This window comes from Glycomyces xiaoerkulensis (assembly GCF_002798405.1).
GTDB classification, from domain to species: domain Bacteria; phylum Actinomycetota; class Actinomycetes; order Mycobacteriales; family Micromonosporaceae; genus Glycomyces; species Glycomyces xiaoerkulensis.
Window position 1 is genome coordinate 15,171 of the sequence record NZ_PGGV01000033.1, and the last position, 20,033, is coordinate 35,203.

19 protein-coding genes are annotated in these 20,033 nt (G+C 67.5%); 11 read left to right on the forward strand and 8 right to left on the reverse strand.

The genetic code is table 11. From position 1 onward, the window contains the following. Positions 1-483: 483 nt before the first annotated feature. On the forward strand, positions 484-4,296 hold the full coding sequence (locus CUT39_RS13665) for a WD40 repeat domain-containing protein (protein WP_100447501.1): 3,813 nt from the start codon (positions 484-486) through the stop codon (positions 4,294-4,296). Positions 4,297-4,443: 147 nt separating this feature from the next. Then, positions 4,444-4,749, forward strand: a complete 306-nt coding sequence (locus CUT39_RS13670) for a hypothetical protein (RefSeq protein ID WP_100447503.1) — start codon at positions 4,444-4,446, stop codon at positions 4,747-4,749. Positions 4,750-4,974: 225 nt separating this feature from the next. Here CUT39_RS13670 and CUT39_RS13675 read toward each other — a convergent pair whose 3' ends face one another. After that, the gene (locus CUT39_RS13675) at positions 4,975-6,750 is read right to left on the reverse strand and encodes an ABC transporter ATP-binding protein (RefSeq protein WP_100447505.1); all 1,776 of its coding nucleotides are present in this window, start codon (positions 6,748-6,750) and stop codon (positions 4,975-4,977) included. A gap of 538 nt (positions 6,751-7,288) precedes the next feature. Between CUT39_RS13675 and CUT39_RS13680 the strand changes: the two genes are divergently transcribed. Genes CUT39_RS13680 through CUT39_RS13695 form a run of 4 tightly spaced genes read left to right on the forward strand, consistent with a single transcriptional unit; the run spans position 7,289 to position 8,480 of the window. After that, positions 7,289-7,540, forward strand: a complete 252-nt coding sequence (locus CUT39_RS13680) for a hypothetical protein (protein ID WP_100447507.1) — start codon at positions 7,289-7,291, stop codon at positions 7,538-7,540. Next, positions 7,537-7,821, forward strand: a complete 285-nt coding sequence (locus tag CUT39_RS13685) for a hypothetical protein (RefSeq protein ID WP_100447509.1) — start codon at positions 7,537-7,539, stop codon at positions 7,819-7,821. The genes CUT39_RS13680 and CUT39_RS13685 overlap by 4 nt, the downstream gene beginning before the upstream one ends. Next, on the forward strand, positions 7,818-8,114 hold the full coding sequence (locus tag CUT39_RS13690) for a hypothetical protein (protein ID WP_100447511.1): 297 nt from the start codon (positions 7,818-7,820) through the stop codon (positions 8,112-8,114). The genes CUT39_RS13685 and CUT39_RS13690 overlap by 4 nt, the downstream gene beginning before the upstream one ends. A 30-nt stretch (positions 8,115-8,144) precedes the next feature. After that, positions 8,145-8,480, forward strand: a complete 336-nt coding sequence (locus CUT39_RS13695) for a hypothetical protein (RefSeq protein WP_198587130.1) — start codon at positions 8,145-8,147, stop codon at positions 8,478-8,480. A gap of 82 nt (positions 8,481-8,562) precedes the next feature. Here the strand turns inward: CUT39_RS13695 and CUT39_RS13700 are convergent, their stop codons facing one another. From CUT39_RS13700 to CUT39_RS13710, 3 genes are all read right to left on the reverse strand, one after another. Then, positions 8,563-9,984, reverse strand: coding sequence for an RICIN domain-containing protein (locus tag CUT39_RS13700; protein WP_100447515.1), 1,422 nt, complete (start codon positions 9,982-9,984; stop codon positions 8,563-8,565). 458 nt (positions 9,985-10,442) lie between these two features. Beyond that, a complete protein-coding gene (locus tag CUT39_RS13705; protein WP_100447517.1) occupies positions 10,443-11,321 on the reverse strand; it encodes a haloalkane dehalogenase in 879 nt (292 codons plus the stop codon). Then, positions 11,318-11,749 (reverse strand): nuclear transport factor 2 family protein, encoded by a 432-nt coding sequence (locus CUT39_RS13710; protein ID WP_100447519.1) that lies wholly within the window; start codon positions 11,747-11,749, stop codon positions 11,318-11,320. The genes CUT39_RS13705 and CUT39_RS13710 overlap by 4 nt, the downstream gene beginning before the upstream one ends. 93 nt (positions 11,750-11,842) lie before the next feature. Between CUT39_RS13710 and CUT39_RS13715 the strand changes: the two genes are divergently transcribed. Further along, positions 11,843-12,325, forward strand: a complete 483-nt coding sequence (locus CUT39_RS13715; protein ID WP_100447521.1) for a MarR family winged helix-turn-helix transcriptional regulator — start codon at positions 11,843-11,845, stop codon at positions 12,323-12,325. Here CUT39_RS13715 and CUT39_RS13720 read toward each other — a convergent pair whose 3' ends face one another. Next, on the reverse strand, positions 12,326-13,705 hold the full coding sequence (locus CUT39_RS13720) for an aldehyde dehydrogenase family protein (protein ID WP_100448233.1): 1,380 nt from the start codon (positions 13,703-13,705) through the stop codon (positions 12,326-12,328). 87 nt (positions 13,706-13,792) lie between these two features. Further along, positions 13,793-14,575: a TSUP family transporter gene (locus CUT39_RS13725; RefSeq protein ID WP_198587132.1), complete on the reverse strand. Its 783-nt coding sequence runs from the start codon at positions 14,573-14,575 to the stop codon at positions 13,793-13,795. A gap of 90 nt (positions 14,576-14,665) precedes the next feature. On the opposite strand from CUT39_RS13725, the gene CUT39_RS13730 reads away from it, so the two are divergent. After that, positions 14,666-15,265 carry a helix-turn-helix domain-containing protein gene (locus CUT39_RS13730; RefSeq protein ID WP_157930690.1) on the forward strand — a complete coding sequence of 200 codons (600 nt, stop codon included), beginning with the start codon at positions 14,666-14,668 and terminating at the stop codon, positions 15,263-15,265. A 190-nt stretch (positions 15,266-15,455) separates the two neighbouring features. Here CUT39_RS13730 and CUT39_RS13735 read toward each other — a convergent pair whose 3' ends face one another. After that, positions 15,456-16,925 (reverse strand): catalase, encoded by a 1,470-nt coding sequence (locus CUT39_RS13735; protein ID WP_100447527.1) that lies wholly within the window; start codon positions 16,923-16,925, stop codon positions 15,456-15,458. A gap of 185 nt (positions 16,926-17,110) precedes the next feature. Here CUT39_RS13735 and CUT39_RS13740 point away from each other — a divergent pair, with 185 nt between their 5' ends. The 3 genes from CUT39_RS13740 to CUT39_RS13750 all read left to right on the forward strand — a co-directional run bounded on the left by CUT39_RS13740 (position 17,111) and on the right by CUT39_RS13750 (position 19,453). Next, positions 17,111-17,527, forward strand: a complete 417-nt coding sequence (locus CUT39_RS13740; RefSeq protein WP_100447529.1) for a Fur family transcriptional regulator — start codon at positions 17,111-17,113, stop codon at positions 17,525-17,527. Positions 17,528-17,613: 86 nt separating this feature from the next. After that, positions 17,614-18,993 (forward strand): Na+/H+ antiporter NhaA, encoded by a 1,380-nt coding sequence (gene nhaA / locus CUT39_RS13745; protein WP_100447531.1) that lies wholly within the window; start codon positions 17,614-17,616, stop codon positions 18,991-18,993. A 52-nt stretch (positions 18,994-19,045) separates the two neighbouring features. Then, positions 19,046-19,453 (forward strand): DUF3151 domain-containing protein, encoded by a 408-nt coding sequence (locus CUT39_RS13750; protein WP_232805753.1) that lies wholly within the window; start codon positions 19,046-19,048, stop codon positions 19,451-19,453. Between the two features lie 67 nt (positions 19,454-19,520). On the opposite strand, the gene CUT39_RS13755 is transcribed toward CUT39_RS13750, so the two are convergent. After that, the gene (locus tag CUT39_RS13755) at positions 19,521-20,009 is read right to left on the reverse strand and encodes a QcrA and Rieske domain-containing protein (protein WP_100447535.1); all 489 of its coding nucleotides are present in this window, start codon (positions 20,007-20,009) and stop codon (positions 19,521-19,523) included. Positions 20,010-20,033 lie beyond the last annotated feature (24 nt).

The following is a 20,033-nucleotide window of genomic DNA, read 5'->3' on the forward strand; positions in this document are numbered from 1 at the left end:
GGGTGCTGGCTCGGTCCGACGATGGCGAGATGAAATTCGGGGCTTTCGACGCTGAGCATCATCGGCACCGTCATATCGATCTTGTATCGCTCGACAGGTTTTGGATCAACATCTTTTGCAATCTCGTGTAACTACAGCAAATCCATCATCTCGCACTACCCTCAATTATGATCAAGGATGCACCAGAACAGGATTCTGATACACCTGGTTCGCCGGGGCCAACATGCTGTGACCTCCTGAAATTCGTCCCAGACGGTGAGGTTCCCCCGTCGGTGGTGCCACTGGGCGGTCGCTCGACTTGTTGTAGCTCAGCCAGACAAGATACTGCACGGAGTCTCTAAATTACTGCATGTCACAGAATGATTGATTGCCGTAGAACCGGGTGGGAAGTTGTGTCGGACTTCGGACAGTACGGTTCTTTGCTCAGCCAGGCTCCCGAATACTGACCCGAAACCGGTCCCTATTGTCGACGACGGAAGTACAATGCGAAAAGACCTTTCAGGATCCCCGTTCTGGTCCGGAATCGACCTCACCTCGGTCCAAACACAGGCCGACTTCTGCAGTGCCTTCAAAGAACTCCATAACAGGTCTGGACTTCAGTTTCGCAAGGTCAGCAGGCTTGTCGAAAAGTCCGGACAGCATACTAGTCAAACCTTGTCTCACTCCCAAATATTCGCCTATACTGCGGGGACTTATCTGCCGTCACGCTCAAATGATTGTGCCGTCTTCCGGAACCTGCTTAGGAGCGGATACGGGATCGACGATGACTCGGTCATCTCCGAATGGGTCGCGGCGCTCATGCGCGTCGCCAAGAATCCTGGGCGCCGCGCGGCCGACGAGACCGTGCCGTATCCGGGTCTGCGTCCGTTCCATGAGGATGAACGTCCCTGGTTCTTTGGACGTGATGACGCTCTGGAGAAACTACGGGACGTGATCGAGCTCTGCATCGCCGAGCATTCACACTCGATGATCGCGCTGGGCGCCTCCGGGGCTGGCAAATCGTCCCTGGTCAACATCGGTATTCCTTCTGTCGTAGAGAACGATGAGATGCTCGGCACGTGGCGTGTCGAGCGCATGACCCCTGGCCGTGACCCCCTCGTCTCGCTCAACGCGGCTCTGGAGGCCCGGGACGGAGAGCGTTGCCTGCTGGTGATCGATCAGTTCGAGGAGTTGTGGGCCGATACTGTCGGCCACGCCGAGTCCGGGGGGTTCCTCGAGCGTTTGGAGACGGTCACGGTCGAGGACGAGCCGCCTCTGATCGCGATCATGGTCATCAGCGCAGGCTTCTATCCGAGAGTGCTGGGCGATGGTTTCCTCGGTAGCATCGGCGCCGACCGCAGAGTCGAGCTTGCGCCGATGGGCGAAGCACAGCTCGAAGCCGCCATTGAGAGCCCCGCCCGCGCGGTCAATGTGGAAGTGGAGGCACCCTTGACGGCACTTCTGCTAAAGGACCTGGCCGAAGCCGACAAGAGCGCCGCCGGCGCGCTTCCCCTGCTCGCGCTCGCGCTGCGTGACATGTGGGGGCGCGGATCAAAACACACGATGACCGCGACCGACTACGCTGAGGCGGGTGGCCTGAACGATATCGTCGAGCGCACAGCCGAGCAGGCATTCGGCAGCCTCGACGAGGCTGACAGAGATATCGCGCGGGACTTGCTGACCGGCATGGTGAGCGTTCAGGACGGCTTCCCACACACTCGCCGTTGGCTCTCTACCGAGGACCTCGACGATCGGAGGAAGTCGCATCCGTCGGTCGATGCGGTTATCGGCAGGTTCACCGAATCGCGGTTGCTGGTTCTTGACCGGCGGGGCGTGACACTCGCCCACGAGGCGGTCCTCCGGGCCTGGCCACGCCTCGACCGGTGGATCCAGGCCGACCGTCGTCGCCTGGTCGCCCACAGCGAACTTGAACAGGCGGCCGAGAAGTGGGAGCGACACGGCCACGACCAACGCGAACTCTATTCGGGCCCTCGCATCGAGGATACGATGAAGGCCCTCGGCGCGAGTCCCACGCTTTCGCCCCGGCAGCGTGATTTCCTGGACGCGAGCCAACGCAGGGCGACACGGCTCCGGCAGGGCAAGCGTGCGGTCGTAGCCGTGGTGACGGTGCTGGTCCTAAGTCTCGTCGCCGCGCTGCTATGGGCTTACGATCAACGTGGGGAGGCGGTTCGCCACGCCGCCATAGCCGAGGACGAGCGAATTCGGGCCGAGTCGCGGATGATCGCCTCGCAGTCTGAGCGTCTGCGTAGGGCCGACCCGGCCCTGGCTGCCCAACTCGCGGTCGCGGCCTATCAGACTTATCCGACCGCCGAAGCGCGCTCGTCCCTGCTCTCGGCCACTTCCGTTCCTCCGGTGACCCGTATGCCCGGTTCGAACGAGGACAGCATTTTGCGGATGGATGTGAATCCGGAGGGTGACCTGCTGGCCGCAGCCGTGGACACAATCGGGGATGGCGCGGTCCTGATCTGGGATATCACCGACCCCTACCGCCCCGAACTGGTTGCTTCGGAACTGCCCGGCGTCGACGGAACGATCCTGACCGTCAAGTTCGCGTCGGAAGGCAGGCTCTACAGTGCTGGCCAAACCGGTGTGGTCTACATTCACGACCTCTCGGAAACCGGAGAACCGCACCTGGTGTCCTCCACAGTGGGTTCATCCGAAGGTTTCAACTCCGTCGCCGTCCACGAGGCATCTGGAACAGTAGCGGCCGGGGGCCCCGACACACGCATCTGGCTGTGGCCCGATCCTGATCTGACCAGCGCGCCACTGCTTCTCGAGGGCACTGGTGGCGACATCGCAAGCGTTACGATCAGCCCGGCCGGCGAGCGACTGGCGATCGCCGCCGCCAATGGACTGGTCGCCGTCCATGACCTCGACGCCGTCACCGCATCGACGGCACCATCGGTGCTCGATGCAGGGTACGAGCGGTACCTCAACATCTCATTCAGCCCCGATGGCCGGAAGCTCGCTGCGGGTACGTCGGCGGGCCCGGTGGCCCTTTGGAACACTGCGGACGAACCAGAGCTCCTGAAAGTCCTCCACGGTCCGGAGGCGGGCTGGTCGACCTCGGTGTCGTTCCCGCCTGATGGGCCCTACCTGGTGTCGGCCGCGCAAGACGGCGTGTGGATGTGGAACCTCGACACCGGTGCTGAGCCGTCACACCTACCCAGCAGCGGCAATGGTCAGAGCGTGGCGGTCCACCCGCTCGACGGAGCGGTGTACGCCGGATACGGCGATGGCAGGGTCAATCGCTGGCGGATTCCGGGAAACATACTCAACGCCGCTACCGGTCCCGTACGCAACGCCGAGTTCCTCCGGGACGAATCGACATTCGCTGCCGTGACAAGCGATGGTTCGATCTGGATGTGGGATGTCGACCAACACGGTGGGTCGCCGAGCTTGATGCAGCGCTTGCAGGCTCCGGACCCTGGTGACCGCCTCGTCGGCAACCTGTCGGTGAATCACGACGGAACATTGCTGGCCGGTGCTGGCCGAGAGGGCACGATCTGGGTTTGGGATCTCACGGACCTGGAAGCTTCACCGGCGGCGTTGACAGGACTCAGTTCCTATGCACTCCAGATAGCGTTCTCACCGGTCGATGACCGGCTGGCCGCCGCCGTCGATGACGGGACGGTCGCCGTATGGGATCTGGATTCGGATGCCGAACCTCAGATCGTCGAGAGCGTCTCGGATCATTGGGTGGGTGCGGTCAGCTTTTCACCGGACGGCGAAACTCTTGTCACAAGCGGGTTTGAAGGGTCGGTACGGGTCTGGGACGCGACTTCCGCGATCGACCTCGTCGAGCTCGGCGAGCCATTGGAAGGACCGACCCAGCCGGTAGACCACCTGGTGTTCAGCCGCGACGGATCACGCATCGCCGCCGCAAGTCACGACGGCAACGCATACCTCTGGAACACCGGCGACCGGTCCGCCGGGGTGGAACCGACCGTGCTTCGAGGCAACAACGCATGGATGGCGACGGTGTCGTTCAATCCTGACGACACCATCTTGGCCGGAGCGAGTGCTGACGGCGCTGCCATCCTCTGGAAGTTGGACGGCCGTTCCGAACCTGGCCGCTACGCCGTTCTGACTGGGGCGAGTCCTCCCCTCACCACCATCGCGTTCAGCGTCGACGGCACGATGATCGCTGGAGCAGGCGGCGATGCGGTAACGCGGTTGTGGCTGACCGATCCCGAAATGGCGGCCGATGCGATCTGCGCGGTCGCCGGTGCGGACATCACCGAGGACGAATGGCGAATACAACTTCCGAGTCTGGACTATCGGCCACCGTGTTAGGCGGTCGGTTACCAAGGCACAACAGTGGACTGTTCGGCTTTGTTAAGACGAACGGAATAGCCTTCCACCAGGGGCACTGGGCTGGCAACCTTCGATTGACGGACGCGATCGCGTCCGTCAATCGTCAGAACTCGAAAGGTTCCCACCATGCAAATCCACCTCATCGCTGCCTGGGCCCGCCGAATCGCGGCGGTAACCGGAGTCCTGCTCGTGCTGGCCTTCACTGCCGTCGTGTCGGCTGTGCCCGCCGCGAGCGAAGCCGCCAACACCTCGGTTGAGGCGGCGCCGATCCACCAGAGCCAGGCAACTGGCGTCGAGGCCCGCCGCAGCTCTGGTCAGGGCAAGACCGTGTTGGTCGTCGTCGGAACCGGGGCCTTGATCGCGGTGATCACCTACCGCGCGGTCCAGTCTCAGCGCAAGGGCGAGGACAAGGACAAGGATCAGCAGCGGTAGCGACAAATTGGCGGGCCGATTGCCGTATCGGCCCGCCGTAGTCCGCTGCTCAGAACCTTCAGAAGTTTCCGGGTTCCATAGCAGCTCACATACGATGCGCCAACAGAATCCGTGTCCGTATCGAAGGCGGAAGGTCGCCGGTTCGACCCTGGCCACCAGGTATATCCCCGTTCGACCTGCATTGACGAGGGTGTGGGGAACCGTTCGATCGCGCCGGGCACGGGTTCAGAGGATGCCGGTCTGGGTCATGTGCATCTGCGCGTAGCGGCCCGCCTCTTCCAGCAGTTCGTTGTGCGAGCCCTCCTCGAGGATCCGTCCGTTGTCGAGCACGACGATGCGGTCGGCCCTGCGGATGGTCGACAGCCGGTGCGCGACCACCAGGGTGGTACGGCCCAGCATGAGCCGGTCGAGCGCCTCCTTGACCAGTTCCTCGGCCTCCGGGTCGAGTGCCGAGGTCGCCTCGTCGAGCAGGAGTATGCGCGGGTCTCGGACCAGCGCCCGCGCGATCGCGAGCCGCTGACGCTGCCCGCCCGACAGGCGCGCCCCGCGCTCGCCGACCACCGTGTCGAGGCCGTCGGGGAGATCGCGCACGAACCGCCAGGCGTTGGCGTCGCGCAAGGCCCGGACGATCCGCTCCTCGTCTGCGTCCCGCATCCCGTAGGCCACGTTCTCCCGGACGGTGCCCTCGAACAGGACGGACTCCTGCGGCACTACGGAGATGAAACGGCGCGCGGTGCGCAGATCGAGCCGCTGCATGTCCACGCCGTCGAGCAGGATTCGGCCCGAGGTGGGACGCACGAACCCCAGGACGAGGTTGAGCAGCGTCGACTTCCCCGAACCCGACGGCCCCACGAATGCGACCGTCGTTCCCGACTCGATGTCGAGCGAAACCTCCTGCACCGCATCGGTTTCGGCTTCCGGATAGCGGTGCGAGACGTTCTCGAGGGTGAGCCGGCCTTCGACGACGCCCACATCGTCCTTGCCCGCGTTCTGCTCGATGTCCGGCTCTTCCAGGACCTCCGAGATCGAGCGCACCGACTCCAGCCCGCGCGCTCCGACCGGGATCAGCATCATCAGTTGCGCGAGCCCTTGGGTCAGCAGCGTGAAGTAGGTCGACAGCAGCACCACCTCGCCGGGCGTGATCGCCAGCATCCCGGTGAGCGAGAACGTGGCCGCGAGCATGAGGCAGCTCGCGCCGAGCAGTTGCATCGTGACCCACGAGATCGAGGCCACGTGGCCGTTGAGCATGTCCAGGTGCAGGCCCGCGCGCCGCACGTTCTCCGCGCTGCTGGCCACCCGCGAGACCGCCGTCTGCTCCAGTCCGTGCGCCCGCGTCACCGGGATGAGCGAGGCCATCTCGCCGGCCCTGGCCGCGAAATGCTCCATCTCCCGCCGGAACTTCTCGTTGCGGATTCGGGATCGGCGGCGCAATCCAGCGCGCAGCCCGATGGCGATCGGCACGGCGAGGGCGTACACGGGCAGGAACTGGGGGACGGCGATCGCGGTCATGGCGATCGCACCGATCAGCACCATGGTCGCCGACAGCAATGGATGCGTGAACTGCTGGAGCATGAGCTCGACGTTCTCCACGTCGCGCACCAGCTTCGTCTGCACGATCGAGGAGCTCGTCCGCGTGTGATAGCCGATGGACAGGCTCTGCAGCCGGTCGGCCAGGGCGTTGCGGAGGTCGGCGCCGGTGTCCCGCACCACGGTCATGAAGTTGCGCGTATAGATGAGGTGGTTGGGGTAGTTCTGCGCCAGCAGCAGCGCCGCGACGGCGAACCATCCCAGGACGGCCGTCACCGAGCCGTCGGCGGCGACCAGGTCGATGATCGCCGCGGTCACCACCGGCAGAAACCACAGTGGAACTTCTTTGAGAGTGAACGCGGTCACCGCCAGAAGCATGCGCCACGGTCGGCGCATGAGCAGGCGAAGTACCGAACGCGCGGCACGGGAACCGTCGAGCATCGCCGATCGATCGGCAAGCGCTATCAGGGGCATTCGCCGATAGTACGCCACTGGGGCGTTGTCCAGCCAACGCCGGATCAGGCGACGACGGGTCTCGATCGTCCGTGGGCACCAGCGGAAACCGTCACACGGCCCCGACCGTGTGAGTTTCGTTCGGCGGACGGTGGAGATCGCCGATTCCTGATCCGCCGAACAGCGCCAATTGCGTGTGCTCGGTGCCGAATTGGTTGAACTATAGTTCAACTAACTACACTTCAACCATGGATGACCTGCTCAGCGCGGTCGATTGACGGCATGGCCACACCTTCGCGGCGACCGGGCCCGCGAGTACGAGGAGGCGTTCGAGTCCTTCGCGCGGAAACTCGCCTGGACGTCTGTGAGGGTCGTCTCTAGACGGTCTTGCATCCGGCGGAGTGTCGTAAGTTGCCGCGTGTCAGTTCGTATGCCACAGTCTTGACACGCGTGCATCACGCGTCTTCCGATCCAACTGAATACCAATTCGACGGCGGGCCGCCGTCTCCATCGCCAAACAGTTTCGGCGGCCCGCCCCTTACCAGAGAGGAAACCTCCCGTGGTGCAGTCGAGTCTACGCCATGACCCGGTTCCGGCCTCGGTCAAAATCGACCTGGAACTCCACCGTCCCTACCGCACCTGGTTCGGCCTCGGCCGCCTGCGCTGCGAGTGGTGCAGCCACAAATGGGGCGCCCACGGCTGCCCCCAGCGCCGCAGCGCCGTCAAGCTCCTGGCCTCCCGGATCGGCTCCGATTCGCTCCGCAGCGTGCTGACCAGCCTCATCGGCTTCTCCTGGGGCGGTGCCGTATGAACACCGACCCCGAACGCATCGTCCTGGGCCGGTTCAACCTCGAGCACCGCCGGATCGAGGTCTACCAGGTCGCAGGCCGTTCCACCGGTTCGGTCCGGCTGCGGCGCCTCGATCCCGAACCCGCCGTCGAACTCGGCTACATCAATCGGATCGGTTCCCCGTTCGCCCGCCTTCACCTCTACCGCGCCGAATGGCCCGCCGCCCTGCGGCGCGCCGCGAAGGAGGCCGCCACGGGCGTGTGGATCCACGCCGCCGCTTGCGAAGGCGAGGTCGACGCATGAGGCTGCACTTCGTCGACAATTACCCGCTGCTGGGTACCGCCGACATCGAGGGACAGGAGGTGCATTTCGCGTGGGTGTGGAGGCAGCCCTGCCTGCGCGTGACCTTCGCCGACCTCGAACCGTCGCTGATCGGCCGCGTCATCCACCTCGACGACCTCCCGCGGCTGGCCGCCGCGCCCGACAACCTCGCCTGGCTCCACCACGACGACCCGGCCCGCAGCCTGGCCGTTCTGGACTTCGCGACCGACCTCTGGCGCCGAAAAGAAGCCGTCTTCCGCACCTGCGACGGCTGAGTCCCGAGGTAGAGAGCCATGCGTCCGCCGATGGCCGCGCTGGACACGCTTGACCCCGAAACCGACCGCTATTATGCCGAGTTCGTCGAAGGCCGACTCGGTGAAAGTCGCCAACGAGAAATCCGGAAGAAGACAAGGAAGACCATGACCTACGGATACGTCTCCGAACTCAAGCAGGAGTTTCGCGACGAGGGCCGCGCCGAAGAAGCGGTGAGGGGGCTCTTGACCGTCCTGGACTCCCGTGGGCTCAATCCGAGCGACGTGGACCGCGACCGTATCCGCTCCTGCACCGACCCGGAGCATCTGCACACGTGGACGGCCCGCGCCGCCACCGCATCGAGCATGGCCGAGGTCTTCGCCGGGTAGGACGCCCGGCGGCACCGGCGGACGCAAGGGCGCTGCCGACCCGACCGGGCCGACAGCGCCGTTCTATTCGCGGTTCAGGAGCTTAGAGGCTCCATTGCTGGTTCTGACCGGAGTGGCAGTCCCACTGGTGGAGACGGGCCGAGTTGTCGGTCGAGTTGTCGCTGACGTCGAGGCACTTGCCGGAGTGGCGCGCCACGATCTGGACGTAGCCGCCGCCCGCGTCGCGCAGCTCCCACTGCTGGTTGGTGCCTCCGCCGCACGACCACTGGATGATCTGCGCACCGTTGTCGGTCGACTCGTCGCTGACGTCGAGGCACTTGCCGGAGGCCCAGGAGACGATCTGGTAGTAGCCGTCGCCGGTGCTCTGGAACTGCCAGTCCTGGTTGGATCCGCCGTGGCAGTCGTACTGGATGATCTCGGCTCCGTCCTCGCTGGAGCCGTTCACCACGTCGGCGCACTTGCCCGAATGGCGCGCCACCATCGTCGAGGTGTCGCCGGCGTCGCCGCTGACTTCGCCGGTGGCGGTGTCGATGGTGATCTGGGGGTACCAGTCCATCGACAGCGACGAGCCGCCCGGGAACTCCAGGGGCAGCCACACGTACCCGGAGTCGTTGGGCGGGCCGCCGTTCGCTCCGGCCCACCGGTCGCCCATGTACATGTACGAGGTCTCCTGCGAGCCGGACACCTCCAGCACGTAGGTCGGTTGGGAGTCGTAGGTGGTGGAGTTGCCCAGGTTCTGCCAGCCGCTCCAGCCGGTCGGGAAGTTGGTGGTGGTCGCGTACTGGGCCTGGTTGGGGTCCCATCCGGTGGCTCCGGAGGTCACCAGGTAGTGCACGCCGTTCCGTTCGAAGATCGCCGGGGCCTCGCGGTGGTCGCCGTCGAAGGAGTACAGCAGCTCCTCCACATCGAGGTAGTCGTCGGTGAGCCGGTAGATGTGCAGGTCGTAGTTGTTGTTGGCCGACGAGATGAGGTAGCCGGTGCCGTCGTCGTCGACGTAGACGGTCTGGTCGCGCGACATGTAGCCAAGCGGCCGGAACGACCCCTGCCAGGTGTAGTCGCCGTCGATGGTGTCGGAGACGGCCACTGCCGATTCGGCGTCGCCGTAGTCGGAGCCGTTCTCCTTGTGCGCCCACATCACGTAGTGGTCGTACTGGGCGTTGTAGATCACCTTCGGGCGTTCGATGTTGGACGGGTTCAGGTCCGGGTGGGACCCGGAGGTGAGGATGTCGTTGACATGGGTCCAGTTGACCAGGTCGGTCGAGCGGTACATGCCGACCGCCTCGAACAGGCTGCCGCCGTCGACGCGGCGTTCGCCGACCATGTAGTAGTAGCCGTTCTCTTCGATCACGCCGCCGCCGTGGGCGTGCATGGTCTGTCCGCCGACGGTGGTGATCGGGCCGCCGTTGACGAAGGTCTCCGGCGCCGCCTGGGCCGGTACCGTGCCGGCCACCGCCAGCGACAACCCCGCGACCACGGCCAGCAACGGCCTCCACGCTCTATGCATCTTGGATCCTTTCGCTCGGCTCACCCGTTCGCTGGTCCCGGTGCGACCGGCCGCGGGGGAGTCCCGCCGCGAGCCGCAGCGGCCCGGGCGAGGCGCTCCGCGTTTCCAGTGCTCGCCGGAGGTGAGCGTTCTAATGAGGGTCACATATATTTGAATGCTTGTAAATACCCTTCGATAAAGATCCGCCAGCTTGCGGGGCTCAGGTTGGAGAGCGATTGCTGACCCTGTGTTGCGTTGTGGCAGTTGGGAAGTCGTAAAGGGGCGGCGGCGTGCGACCGGGGCGGCCTTGGTAGAGTTCCGCACGGATCGCCCGCAGCGATCCGAGGTCAGGCGCTCGTCCGGGAGCGCCTTCCGGTTCGAATCCGGTCCTGGCCGCCGCGCCCGTCCGGGCGATCCGGCTATCTTCGAGGGGTATGGGCCCTGATCGGCGTCACCGCCGATCAGGGCCTCTCCGCCGCTCAGTGCGGCTCGCCCACCAGTCCGGCGATCGCAGCCGCGATCGCCTCGGGGGCGTCCTCGGGCGCGTGGTGGCCGACCTCGCCGAGGTCCTCGACCCGCAGTCCCGCGACGTGCTCCCTCGCCCAGGCCACCACCGGCGGCGGGACCACGCTCGGCGGCGCGGTGGTGAGCAGGATCTTCGGGACCTCCGGCGTGGACGCCATCCACTTGCCGTACGCCTCGAACCGCTCGGCCACCTCCTTCGGCTCGCCGTCGAGCGGGATCTCCCGCGGCCACTGCAGCAGCGGGCGGCGGGACTCCGGAGTCGGGTACGGGCTGCGGTAGACGGCCAGGTCCCGATCCGAGATGCCCGGATTGGTGGCGCGCAGGGCCTGCTCGATGAACCAGTTCTCTTCGAGCGCCATCCGCTCGCCCGCGCCGGGCGTGCGGAGCCGCTGGAACTGCTCCACCGCCGGCTCGGGGAACTCGTCCCAGGTCAGGGGCCGCAGGAACGTCTCCGTAAGCACCATGCCCTTGGTGCGTCCGGGATGCCTTGCGGCCCAATCGAGGGCGAGCGCCCCGCCCCAGTCGTAGCCGGCGAGGACGACCTGATCGAGGCCGACCGCCTCCATCCACGCCTCCAGGTGATCGGCGTGGTCGGCGAAGCGGTAGGCGATGCCGGGCTTGCCGGAGCCGCCCATGCCGATCAGGTCCGGGGCCAGGACCCGCGCCCCGCCGCTGAGGCGCGGGACCACCTCCCGCCAGATGTGGGAGGAGGTCGGATTCCCGTGCAGGAGCACCACGGCGGTGTCCCCGCGGCCCTCGTCGACGTAGGTCATGTGCGAGTCGAGTACTGAAGTCTGGGGCATTGCCGGTCTCCTTTCGGCGCCGGGGCTCATTCGGCCTGCGCCAGCGGCGCGGTGCGGGTGTTCGGGGTGATGTCCATCAGCGAGAACCGCCAGCCGTCGCCGGTGCGGCGGGCCTCGTGCCGGTAGCGGGCGGTCAGCAGCGACACGCTGCCGTCGGCGAGCGTGAACACGACGTTGGCCACCGAGCGGATCCGCGCGGTGTCGCCGTCGAGGTCGATGATCGGGTTCGCCGGGGAGTGGAACGTGCCCGAGTAGTCGGCGTGCGCCGATCCGGCGATCCCGGCGAGGGCCTCCAGGCCCTCGGCCTCGCCGGCGGGCGTGCGCGCGACGACGTCGTCGGTGAAGACCTCGCCGAGGCGGTCGAACCGGCGCTCGTCGAGCAGTTGCGCCCCGCGGGCGAGCAGTTCGGTGATCTCGGCGCGGTCGCTGAGGTCCCGCAGCGTTTCGTGGTCGGTCATGGGTTCGCCTTCCTGGTGTTAGAGTCACTAACGTTCGTTGCCCTAACGAATATAAACCGTTAGTGAGACTAACGCAAGGCGTAGTATCGGGGCATGGACAGACCAGCCGGGACGCGGCCCGGGCCGCGCGGCCACTCGCCCGCACGGCTGCGCGCCCAGTTCGGGCGGCTGCTCGGCATGGCCGCCTCCCACAGCTCCCGGCTCGTCAACGAGCGCCTCGGCGAGGTGGGGGCCCGCAAGTACCACTTCGCGCTCCTGGCCACGCTCGACGAGTACGGGCCCGCCAGCCAGGCCGAGCTGTCGGACCGGACCGGCATCTACCGCTCCGACGTGGTCGCCGCGGTCAACGAGCTGGTCGACGGCGGATACGCCGAGCGGCGTCCGGACCCGGCCGACCGGCGCCGGAACGTCATCACCATGACCGAGGCCGGGAACGAGCACCTGGCCCGGCTCGACCGGATCCTCGCCGGGGTCAACGAGGAGCTGCTGGCCCCATTCGACGAGCGCGAGCGGGCCCAACTGTCCGACCTGCTGGGCCGGTTCAACGAGCACATGGGCGGCGAGCCCCCGCTCTGATCAGCGCAGGCGGCGCAGGAGCTTCTCCTTCACCGAGGTGAACGGCGGGTAGGCAACTTGCAGTGTGTCCGGGTTGAGCGGCTTGTCGAACACCGCCTTGGCGTGGCTGAACGCCTCGAGCGACCACCTGCCGTGGTAGGAGCCGGTCCCCGAGTGTCCGATCCCGCCGAACGGCAGCGCGGCCACGTCGCTGTGCGCCATCGGCGCGTTGAACCCGACCGCGCCCGAGGAGGTGCGGGTCAGCAGCCTGCGCCGGGTCGCCTCGGAGCCGGTGAACGCGTAGAGCGCCAGCGGCTTCTCGCCGGCGAGGATGTGGCCGATCGCCTCGTCGAGGTCGTCGGCGGCGAGGATCGGCAGGACGGGCCCGAAGACCTCCTCGCGCATCACGGCGTCGCCGGGGCCCACGTCGGCCAGGACCGTGGGGGCGATGTAGCGGTCCTCGCGGTTGCGCCCGCCGCCGCATACCAGGCGCCCCTCGTCCAGGAGTCCGGTCAGTCGGTCGAAGGACGCCTCGTCGACGATGCGCCCGTAGTCTGGGCTGTCGACCGGGGAGTGGCCGTACATCTCGCGCACCGCCTCGGCCAGGTGCCGCTCCAGGTCCGGGCCGACGCCGTCCACGGCGATGACGTAGTCGGGGGCCACGCAGGTCTGCCCGGCGTTCATGAACTTGCCCCACACGATCCGCCGCGCCGCGGCCGCCAGGTCGACGCCCGGCTCGACGATGGCGGGCGACTTGCCGCCGAGTTCGAGCGTGTACGGGGTCAGGTGCTCGGCGCAGGCGCGCGCCACGATCCTGCCGACGTGCGCCGAGCCGGTGAAGAACACGTGGTCGAACCGCTCCTCGAGCAGTGAGGCGGCGGTGTCGGGGCCGCCTTCGACGACGGTGATCGCTTCGGGGTCGAGGAACTCCTCGACCAGGCGCGCGAGCACGGCCGAGGTCCGCCCGGTCCGTTCGGAGGGCTTGAGGACGACCGCGTTGCCGGCGGCGATCGCACCGGCGAGCGGTTCGAGGACCAGCCGGACGGGGTAGTTGAACGGCCCCATGATCAGGACCGTGCCCAGCGGCTCGCGCAGGTAGTAGGACCTGCCCGGCTGCAGGTACGAGGGGGTGTGGACCCGCTTGGGCCGCAGCCAGGAGCGCAGTCGCTTGCGCATGAGCCGCACCTCGGCCGCCACGGCGTCGATCTCGGTGACGAACGATTCGGGCTCGGCCTTGCCGAGGTCGTCCCGCAGGGCCTCGGCGAGTTCGTCGCCGCCTTCGCGGAGCATCCGGTCGAGGGCCTTGAGCTGCGCCAGCCGCCACGGGACCGGCTTGGTCCGCCCGGCCTCGTAGTAGCTGCGCAGTGGTGCGACGGTGCCGGATGTGCTCACGCTGGTCATCAATAGAGGGTAGCCCCCGGTCGCCGCGGATGCGGATCATGCCGGACAGTGCGGGCGCGGCCCTCAGGCTCCGCGAGGGGCGGCGGTTCAAGCGGCGTAGACGTCCCAGCTCAGGCGGGCCAGCAGCGCGACGACGGCTACCACCAGCACGATGCGGACGAACTTCGAGCCCCTCGCCATCGCCATGTGCGCGCCGACGTACGCGCCGGTGATCGTGGCCGCGGCCATGGCCAGGCCGAGCGTCCACCAGAGGTGGCCCTGGAGGCCGAATACGACGAGCGCACCGAGGTTGGTGGCGGCGTTGACGACCTTCGTGTGGGCCGAGGCGGTGACGTAGTCGAATCCGAGCAGGGAGGTGAAGGCCACCGCCAGGAAGATGCCGGTGCCGGGGCCGATGATGCCGTCGTAGAAGGCGACGGCGACCCCGCAGGCGAGCATCACGGCGGCGGCCCGCCAGTGGGTCCGCGTTCTCGGTCTGGGGTCGACGCCGAGGCGGGGGTTGGCGACCACCAGGATGAGGACCGCCAGCAGGACGGCGATCACGATGGGCCGCAGCGCCGCCGAAGAGACGGCCGCGGCCGCGGCGGCTCCGGCGCCCGAGGCGGCCAGCGCCAGGCCGGTCGTCGGCCACAGCAGTCCGTGGTCGAGCTTGATTTTGCGCGCGTAGGCGATCGAGGAGGTGGTGGTGCCGAACACGGAGCCGAGCTTGTTGGTGCCCAGCAGGGTCGCCACGGGCGCCTGCGGGAAGGCCACCATGAGGGCGGGCAGCGAGACCAGGCCGCCGCCGCCCACGACCGCGTCGATCCAGCCGGCGAACAGTGCGGCCGCGACCAGCAGGGCGATCAGCGAGGCGTCGAGTTCCACGGGCACCGGTGAAGCCTACTGGCCGACCGGCAAGTTCGACACGCCGATGAGGTGAGGAACACGTGTCGGTGCGTAATCATCTGCTATCAACGGGTGATGGACTTGACGAAACCCATGACCCACTTGGTGAAACGCGGCTACGAGTATACGTTCGCCCCCGACGACCAGCAGCGCCGGAATCTGGAGGAGACGCTGGAAGCGGTTCAGACGGTGTACAACTGGTCGCTCGCGGTGTTCCAGCGGGAGTGGCGTCGCGGGGAGTCGAAGCTGAGCTACGCCGAGATCTCGTCGAGGCTGACCGCTTGGAAGAACCAGCCGGCGAACCGTTGGGTCAAGGCGTACTCGTCGGTGCCGCTCCAGCAGATCGTGCGGCAACTGCACACCGAGTACCACGCGTTCATCAACGGCCGCCGGCCCGAGCCGGCGCCGAAGGAACACGGGGAGCAGCGGGTCCTGGTCTATTCGCGGGCGGGCTACTATCTCAAGGGCCGCGAGGTGAAGCTGGCCAAGCACCGGGAGCCGCTGCGGATCGATTGGGGCCTGGAGCGGCCCAACCGCGAGGACATCACCTCGATCACGGTGATCCGGGAGGACGGCGAGACGTGGCTGCTGCGGGTGGTGGCCGAGGAGTTCGTGGAGGTCCCGCGCCAGAAGCCGCCCGAATGCGGCGAGTGCGGCAGGGCGCTCGAAGACTGAGCGGCCCGGCCGTCCGGTGGGGCGACCGGACGAAATTGCGCCCGGCCGGGGAAACCCTTCAAACCCCGGCCGGGCGGTTGTCGGCTCAGCTCGACGGTGACAGGGAGTCGATGCTGCTGAGCCTTGCCGAGGAGCCGCGGCGGTCCCGGGCGGCTTGGACGGGGCCGCCGCGCGCTCTCCGATTAGGAGCTCAACTGCGGAGCTCGTCCACGGCGGCCTTGAGCCGCTTCCCGAAGTCCTCGTCGGCCTTGGCGAAGTTCGCGATGGCGCGCTCGGCGATGTCGTCGCGGCTGACCCCGGCGATGTCGCCGGACAGGTTCGCGATGAGGCGTTCCTTCTCGTCCTCGCTCATGAGGCGGTAGAGGTTCCCGGCCTGGACGAAGTCGTCGTCCTCTTCGTGCTTCGGGGTCTCCCACTCGCCGGTCGTCCCGTTCACGGCCACCGGGGCCCAGAGCGCCTGGTCGGTCTGGTCCGGGCCGCCGAAGGAGTTCGGCTCGTAGTTCTTCTGGCCGCCGTGGCGGCCGTCGTAGTAGAACCCGTCGCGGTTGCCGTTGCGCGCCTCGGTGGCGTGCGGCCGGTTCACCGGCAGGTGGTCGGCGTTGGCGCCGACGCGGTAGCGGTGGGCGTCGCCGTAGGCGAACAGGCGTCCCTGGAGCATCTTGTCGGGGCTCGGCCCGATGCCCGGCACGAAGTGCGCGGGGGAGAAGATCGACTGCTCGACCTCGGCGAAGATGTTCTGCGGGTTGCGGTTCAGCTCGAGCTTGCCGATCTCGATCGGCGGGTAGTCCTCGTGCGGCCAGACCTTGGTCAGGTCGAAGGGGTTGAACCGGTAGTTCGCGGCCTCGGCGGCGGGCATGATCTGGACCTGCACCGTCCAGGTCGGGTAGTCGCCGCGCTCGATGGACTCGCGCAGGTCCCGCTGGTGGGAGTCGGGGTCGGATCCGGCGAGCTCGTCGGCCTCCTCGGAGGTGAGCGTCTTGATGCCCTGGTCGGTCTTGAAGTGGTACTTGACCCAGAACTGCTCGCCGGCCTCGTTGACCCACTGGTAGGTGTGGGAGCCGTAGCCGTTCATGTGCCGGTAGGAGGCCGGGATGCCGCGGTCGCCGAACAGCCAGGTGACCTGGTGGGTCGACTCGGGCGACAGGCCCCAGAAGTCCCAGACGTTGTCCGGCTCCTGGCTGCCGGTGTACGGGTCGCGCTTCTGGGTGTGGATGAAGTCGGGGAACTTGATCGTGTCCCGGATGAAGAACACCGGGGTGTTGTTGCCGACCAGGTCGTAGTTGCCCTCTTCGGTGTAGAACTTCAGCGCGAAGCCGCGCGGGTCGCGGACGGCGTCGGCGGCGCCGAGGTTCCCGGCGACGGTCGAGAAGCGCAGGAAGGTCTCGGTCTCCTTGCCCACGCGCGAAAGGAACGCGGCCCTGGTGTACTCGGTGACGTCGGCGGTCACGGTGAACTTGCCGTAGGCGCCGGCGCCGCGCGCGTGGACGACGCGCTCGGGGATGCGCTCGCGGTTGAAGTGGGCGAGCTTCTCCAGCAGGACCTGGTCCTGGATGAGCAGCGGCCCGCCAACGCCGGCGGCCTCGCTCTGGTTGTTGTTCGCCACCGGAGCGCCGGACTCGGTGGTCAGCGGCCCCGCGGCGTTGTCGAACTGTTCGCTCATTGAGCGGCCTCTCCTACTTGTTGAACGGCGCGGCGGACGGAGGTGATCCGGACCGCCGCCCGTGCGGTCGACTCGATCCTAGCTTAGACTCTGTCTAATGAAAGATCCAGTCCGGGGTAAGTGGTGACACAGTGTTCTTCCTGCTAGAGTGGGACTAACGCCCCAAAGTACCCTGAGAGAAAGACATGAGTGACCTTGTTACGCGTCTGCGCAGGCACGCCTGGCGCATGACTCCCCAACGTCGAGTGATCGCCGAGACGCTCGACGGCGCTCATGTGCACTACACCGCCGACGAAATCCTGGACCGCGCCTGCCGGCTCATGCCCGAGATCTCCCGCGCCACGGTCTACAACACCCTCAACGAGATGGTGGCCCTAGGCGAGGTCCTCGAGCTCAACCTCGACGGCCGCTCCAAACGCTACGACCCGAACATCGAGCACGACCACCACCACCTCATCTGCGACGGCTGCGGCGCCACCCGCGACGTCCACACCCTCGCCGACCCGCTCGACTCGCTGCCCGGCGACGAGCGCCACGGCTTCGCCGTCGCCGAGGCCTCGATCACCTTCCGGGGCCTGTGCCCCGACTGCCGCCGGTCCTGAGCCGACCGGCTCGCCGGAGCTCGCGCGAGGCCGCAAAAGCGCCGACGACACCCGCCGCCCCCGGCCGGGTCGATAAGCTCCCTCGCATGAGGCTCTCGAAGGAATCCGGGAAATCCCCCATCTGGAATACGCGTCCGACGTTCCTTCACTCCGACCGGCCGCTGGCCAAGTACGTCGGCCGCCCCGCCGCGGAGTTCCTCCGGATCGAGCCCTCCGGCGGCATCGTCCTGCTCGCCTGCGCCGCGATCGCCCTGCTGTGGGCCAACTCCCCCTGGTCGGGTTCCTACGACGGCGTGTGGGGCATGGAGATCGTCTTCGACTTCGGCGGATTCGAGCTCCACCACAGCCTCAAGGACTGGATCAACGACGGGCTGATGGCGTTCTTCTTCTTCGTGGTCGGCATGGAGATCAAGAGCGAGATCGTCGCCGGGCACCTGCGGGACGTACGGAACGCCGTCGCGCCCATAGCCGGCGCGATCGGCGGCATGGTCGCACCGGCCGCGATCTACCTCGCCTTCAACGCCGGCACCGACGCCGCGCACGGCTGGGGCATCCCGATGGCCACCGACATCGCCTTCGCCATCGGCATCCTGGCGCTGTTCGGCGACCGCATCCCGTCCCCGGCCCGGATCTTCCTGCTCACCCTGGCGATCGTCGACGACCTCGGCGCGATCGCCGTGATCGCCCTGTTCTACACCGACGACCTGTCCACCGAATGGCTCCTGGTCGCCGGGGTGCTCGTCGTCGTCGCGGTCGCGCTGCGCGTCCTGAACGTCTGGTACGGACCGGTCTACCTCGTCATCGGCGTGCTGCTGTGGCTCGCCACCCTCGAATCGGGCGTGCACGCCACCGTCGCCGGCGTGGTGATGGGATTCATCATCAGCGCCCGGCCGCTGCTGGACCCCCGGGCGGCGCACTCCGCCGCCCAGGAGATGGCCGAGGGCGGGCTGACCCACGAGGAGACCGAGCGGATCTCCCGGCTCGCCAAGGAGACGGTGCCGCCGACGCAGCGGCTCCAGCACCGGTTCCACCCGTTCTCCTCGTTCCTGGTGCTGCCGCTGTTCGCGCTCGCGAACGCGGGCATGCCGCTGAGTGCCGACATGCTGAGCGCGGCGATCGGCTCGGCGGTGACGGTCGGCATCGCCGGCGGTCTGGTGGTCGGCAAGTTCGGCGGGGTGATCCTGGCGACCTGGATCGCGGTCAAGGCCGGACTCGGCCGCCTGCCCGAGGGGACCTCGTGGCGGCTCCTGAGCGGCCTGGCCGCGGTGGCCGGCGTGGGGTTCACCGTGGCGCTGTTCATCACCGAGCTGGCCTTCCGCGGCGGCGACGCCGGGATGATGACCGACGAGGCCAAGCTCGGCGTGCTGGGCGGATCGCTCCTGGCGGCCTGCCTGGGCGCGGCGCTGCTGAAGCTGTCGACTCCGAAGCGGACCGCTGCGCTGGAGGACGCGACCGGGGAGCGTTAGGCTTGGCCTACGGTTTTCACGAGCGACTCGACCTTAGAGTGAGGACATCGCATTGGCTCCGCAGAATATGATGGCTCAGCCCCCGGCTACCCTCCTCCCCGAGGACACCGAGGCCCGGAAGTACCTCGACGATCACTCGCCTGAGGACACCGTCCGGAACTACCCGTGGTTCTGCGCGGCCTGGGCCCGGTTGGCGAAGAACGCCAACGAGGCCGACGAAGACGTGGCGGCGTACGCCTACGCCCGCACCGGCTACCACCGCGGCCTGGACCAGCTCCGCCGCAGCGGCTGGAAGGGGCACGGCCCGATCCCGTGGGACCACAAGCCCAACCGCGGCTTCCTGAAGTCGCTGTACCAGCTCTCCCGGGCCGCGGCGGCCATCGGCGAGGCCGACGAGGCCGCCCGGTGCGCCCAGTTGCTCCGCGACTCCGACCCGGCAGCGGCCGACGCCCTGACCTGACCGCCGCTTTCACGCCGAGGGCCGGCGGGACCGTAAAGCGGTCCCGCCGGCCCTCGGTCGTGCCGGGTCAGGCGAGGAGGATGGCGCCGTCCTCCACGGTGATGTCCACTTCGGTCAGGCCGGTCTCGGCCGGGCCCTGGACGAGTTCGCCCTCCAAGTCGAACTGGGAGCCGTGGTTGGGGCAGGTGATGACGCCCTCGTCGTCCGGCGCCTGGACCGTAGTCCCCTGGTGGGGGCACACGGCCGAGTACGCCAGGAACTCGTCCTCGCTGGGCTGGACGATCACGGTCTCCTCGGCCACGATGCCGCCCCCGACGGGGACGTCGGAAGTCGAGGCCAGCGGGGTGCGGCCGTCGCCTCCGTCACCGTCCCCGCCCCCGTTGTCGGCGCCGTTGCCGGCCCCCGTGTCGCCGCCGCCGGATTCCGACGGCGACTCGGCCGTGCCGCAGGCGGCGAGCGCGCCGCCCGCTCCCAGTGCGGCCACGCCGCACATGAGCCCGCGCCGCGAGGCGAGGACCTGCGTCGCGATGGCACGGCCCTGATCAATGTCGGTCATTACTGCTCCTCGATCTGCTGTCAC

What these genes read in the sequence shown, in the direction of transcription:
- CUT39_RS13755 (WP_100447535.1), bottom strand. Translation starts at nt 20,009, where the DNA reads ATGACCGACATTGATCAGGGCCGTGCCATCGCGACGCAGGTCCTCGCC.
- CUT39_RS13710 (WP_100447519.1), bottom strand. Translation starts at nt 11,749, where the DNA reads ATGACCGACCACGAAACGCTGCGGGACCTCAGCGACCGCGCCGAGATC.
- CUT39_RS13720 (WP_100448233.1), bottom strand. Translation starts at nt 13,705, where the DNA reads ATGACCAGCGTGAGCACATCCGGCACCGTCGCACCACTGCGCAGCTAC.
- CUT39_RS13695 (WP_198587130.1), top strand. Translation starts at nt 8,145, where the DNA reads ATGGCCGCGCTGGACACGCTTGACCCCGAAACCGACCGCTATTATGCC.
- CUT39_RS13715 (WP_100447521.1), top strand. Translation starts at nt 11,843, where the DNA reads ATGGACAGACCAGCCGGGACGCGGCCCGGGCCGCGCGGCCACTCGCCC.
- CUT39_RS13665 (WP_100447501.1), top strand. Translation starts at nt 484, where the DNA reads ATGCGAAAAGACCTTTCAGGATCCCCGTTCTGGTCCGGAATCGACCTC.
- CUT39_RS13700 (WP_100447515.1), bottom strand. Translation starts at nt 9,984, where the DNA reads ATGCATAGAGCGTGGAGGCCGTTGCTGGCCGTGGTCGCGGGGTTGTCG.
- CUT39_RS13740 (WP_100447529.1), top strand. Translation starts at nt 17,111, where the DNA reads ATGAGTGACCTTGTTACGCGTCTGCGCAGGCACGCCTGGCGCATGACT.
- nhaA (WP_100447531.1), top strand. Translation starts at nt 17,614, where the DNA reads ATGAGGCTCTCGAAGGAATCCGGGAAATCCCCCATCTGGAATACGCGT.
- CUT39_RS13675 (WP_100447505.1), bottom strand. Translation starts at nt 6,750, where the DNA reads ATGCCCCTGATAGCGCTTGCCGATCGATCGGCGATGCTCGACGGTTCC.
- CUT39_RS13670 (WP_100447503.1), top strand. Translation starts at nt 4,444, where the DNA reads ATGCAAATCCACCTCATCGCTGCCTGGGCCCGCCGAATCGCGGCGGTA.
- CUT39_RS13685 (WP_100447509.1), top strand. Translation starts at nt 7,537, where the DNA reads ATGAACACCGACCCCGAACGCATCGTCCTGGGCCGGTTCAACCTCGAG.
- CUT39_RS13735 (WP_100447527.1), bottom strand. Translation starts at nt 16,925, where the DNA reads ATGAGCGAACAGTTCGACAACGCCGCGGGGCCGCTGACCACCGAGTCC.
- CUT39_RS13705 (WP_100447517.1), bottom strand. Translation starts at nt 11,321, where the DNA reads ATGAGCCCCGGCGCCGAAAGGAGACCGGCAATGCCCCAGACTTCAGTA.
- CUT39_RS13690 (WP_100447511.1), top strand. Translation starts at nt 7,818, where the DNA reads ATGAGGCTGCACTTCGTCGACAATTACCCGCTGCTGGGTACCGCCGAC.
- CUT39_RS13730 (WP_157930690.1), top strand. Translation starts at nt 14,666, where the DNA reads ATGGACTTGACGAAACCCATGACCCACTTGGTGAAACGCGGCTACGAG.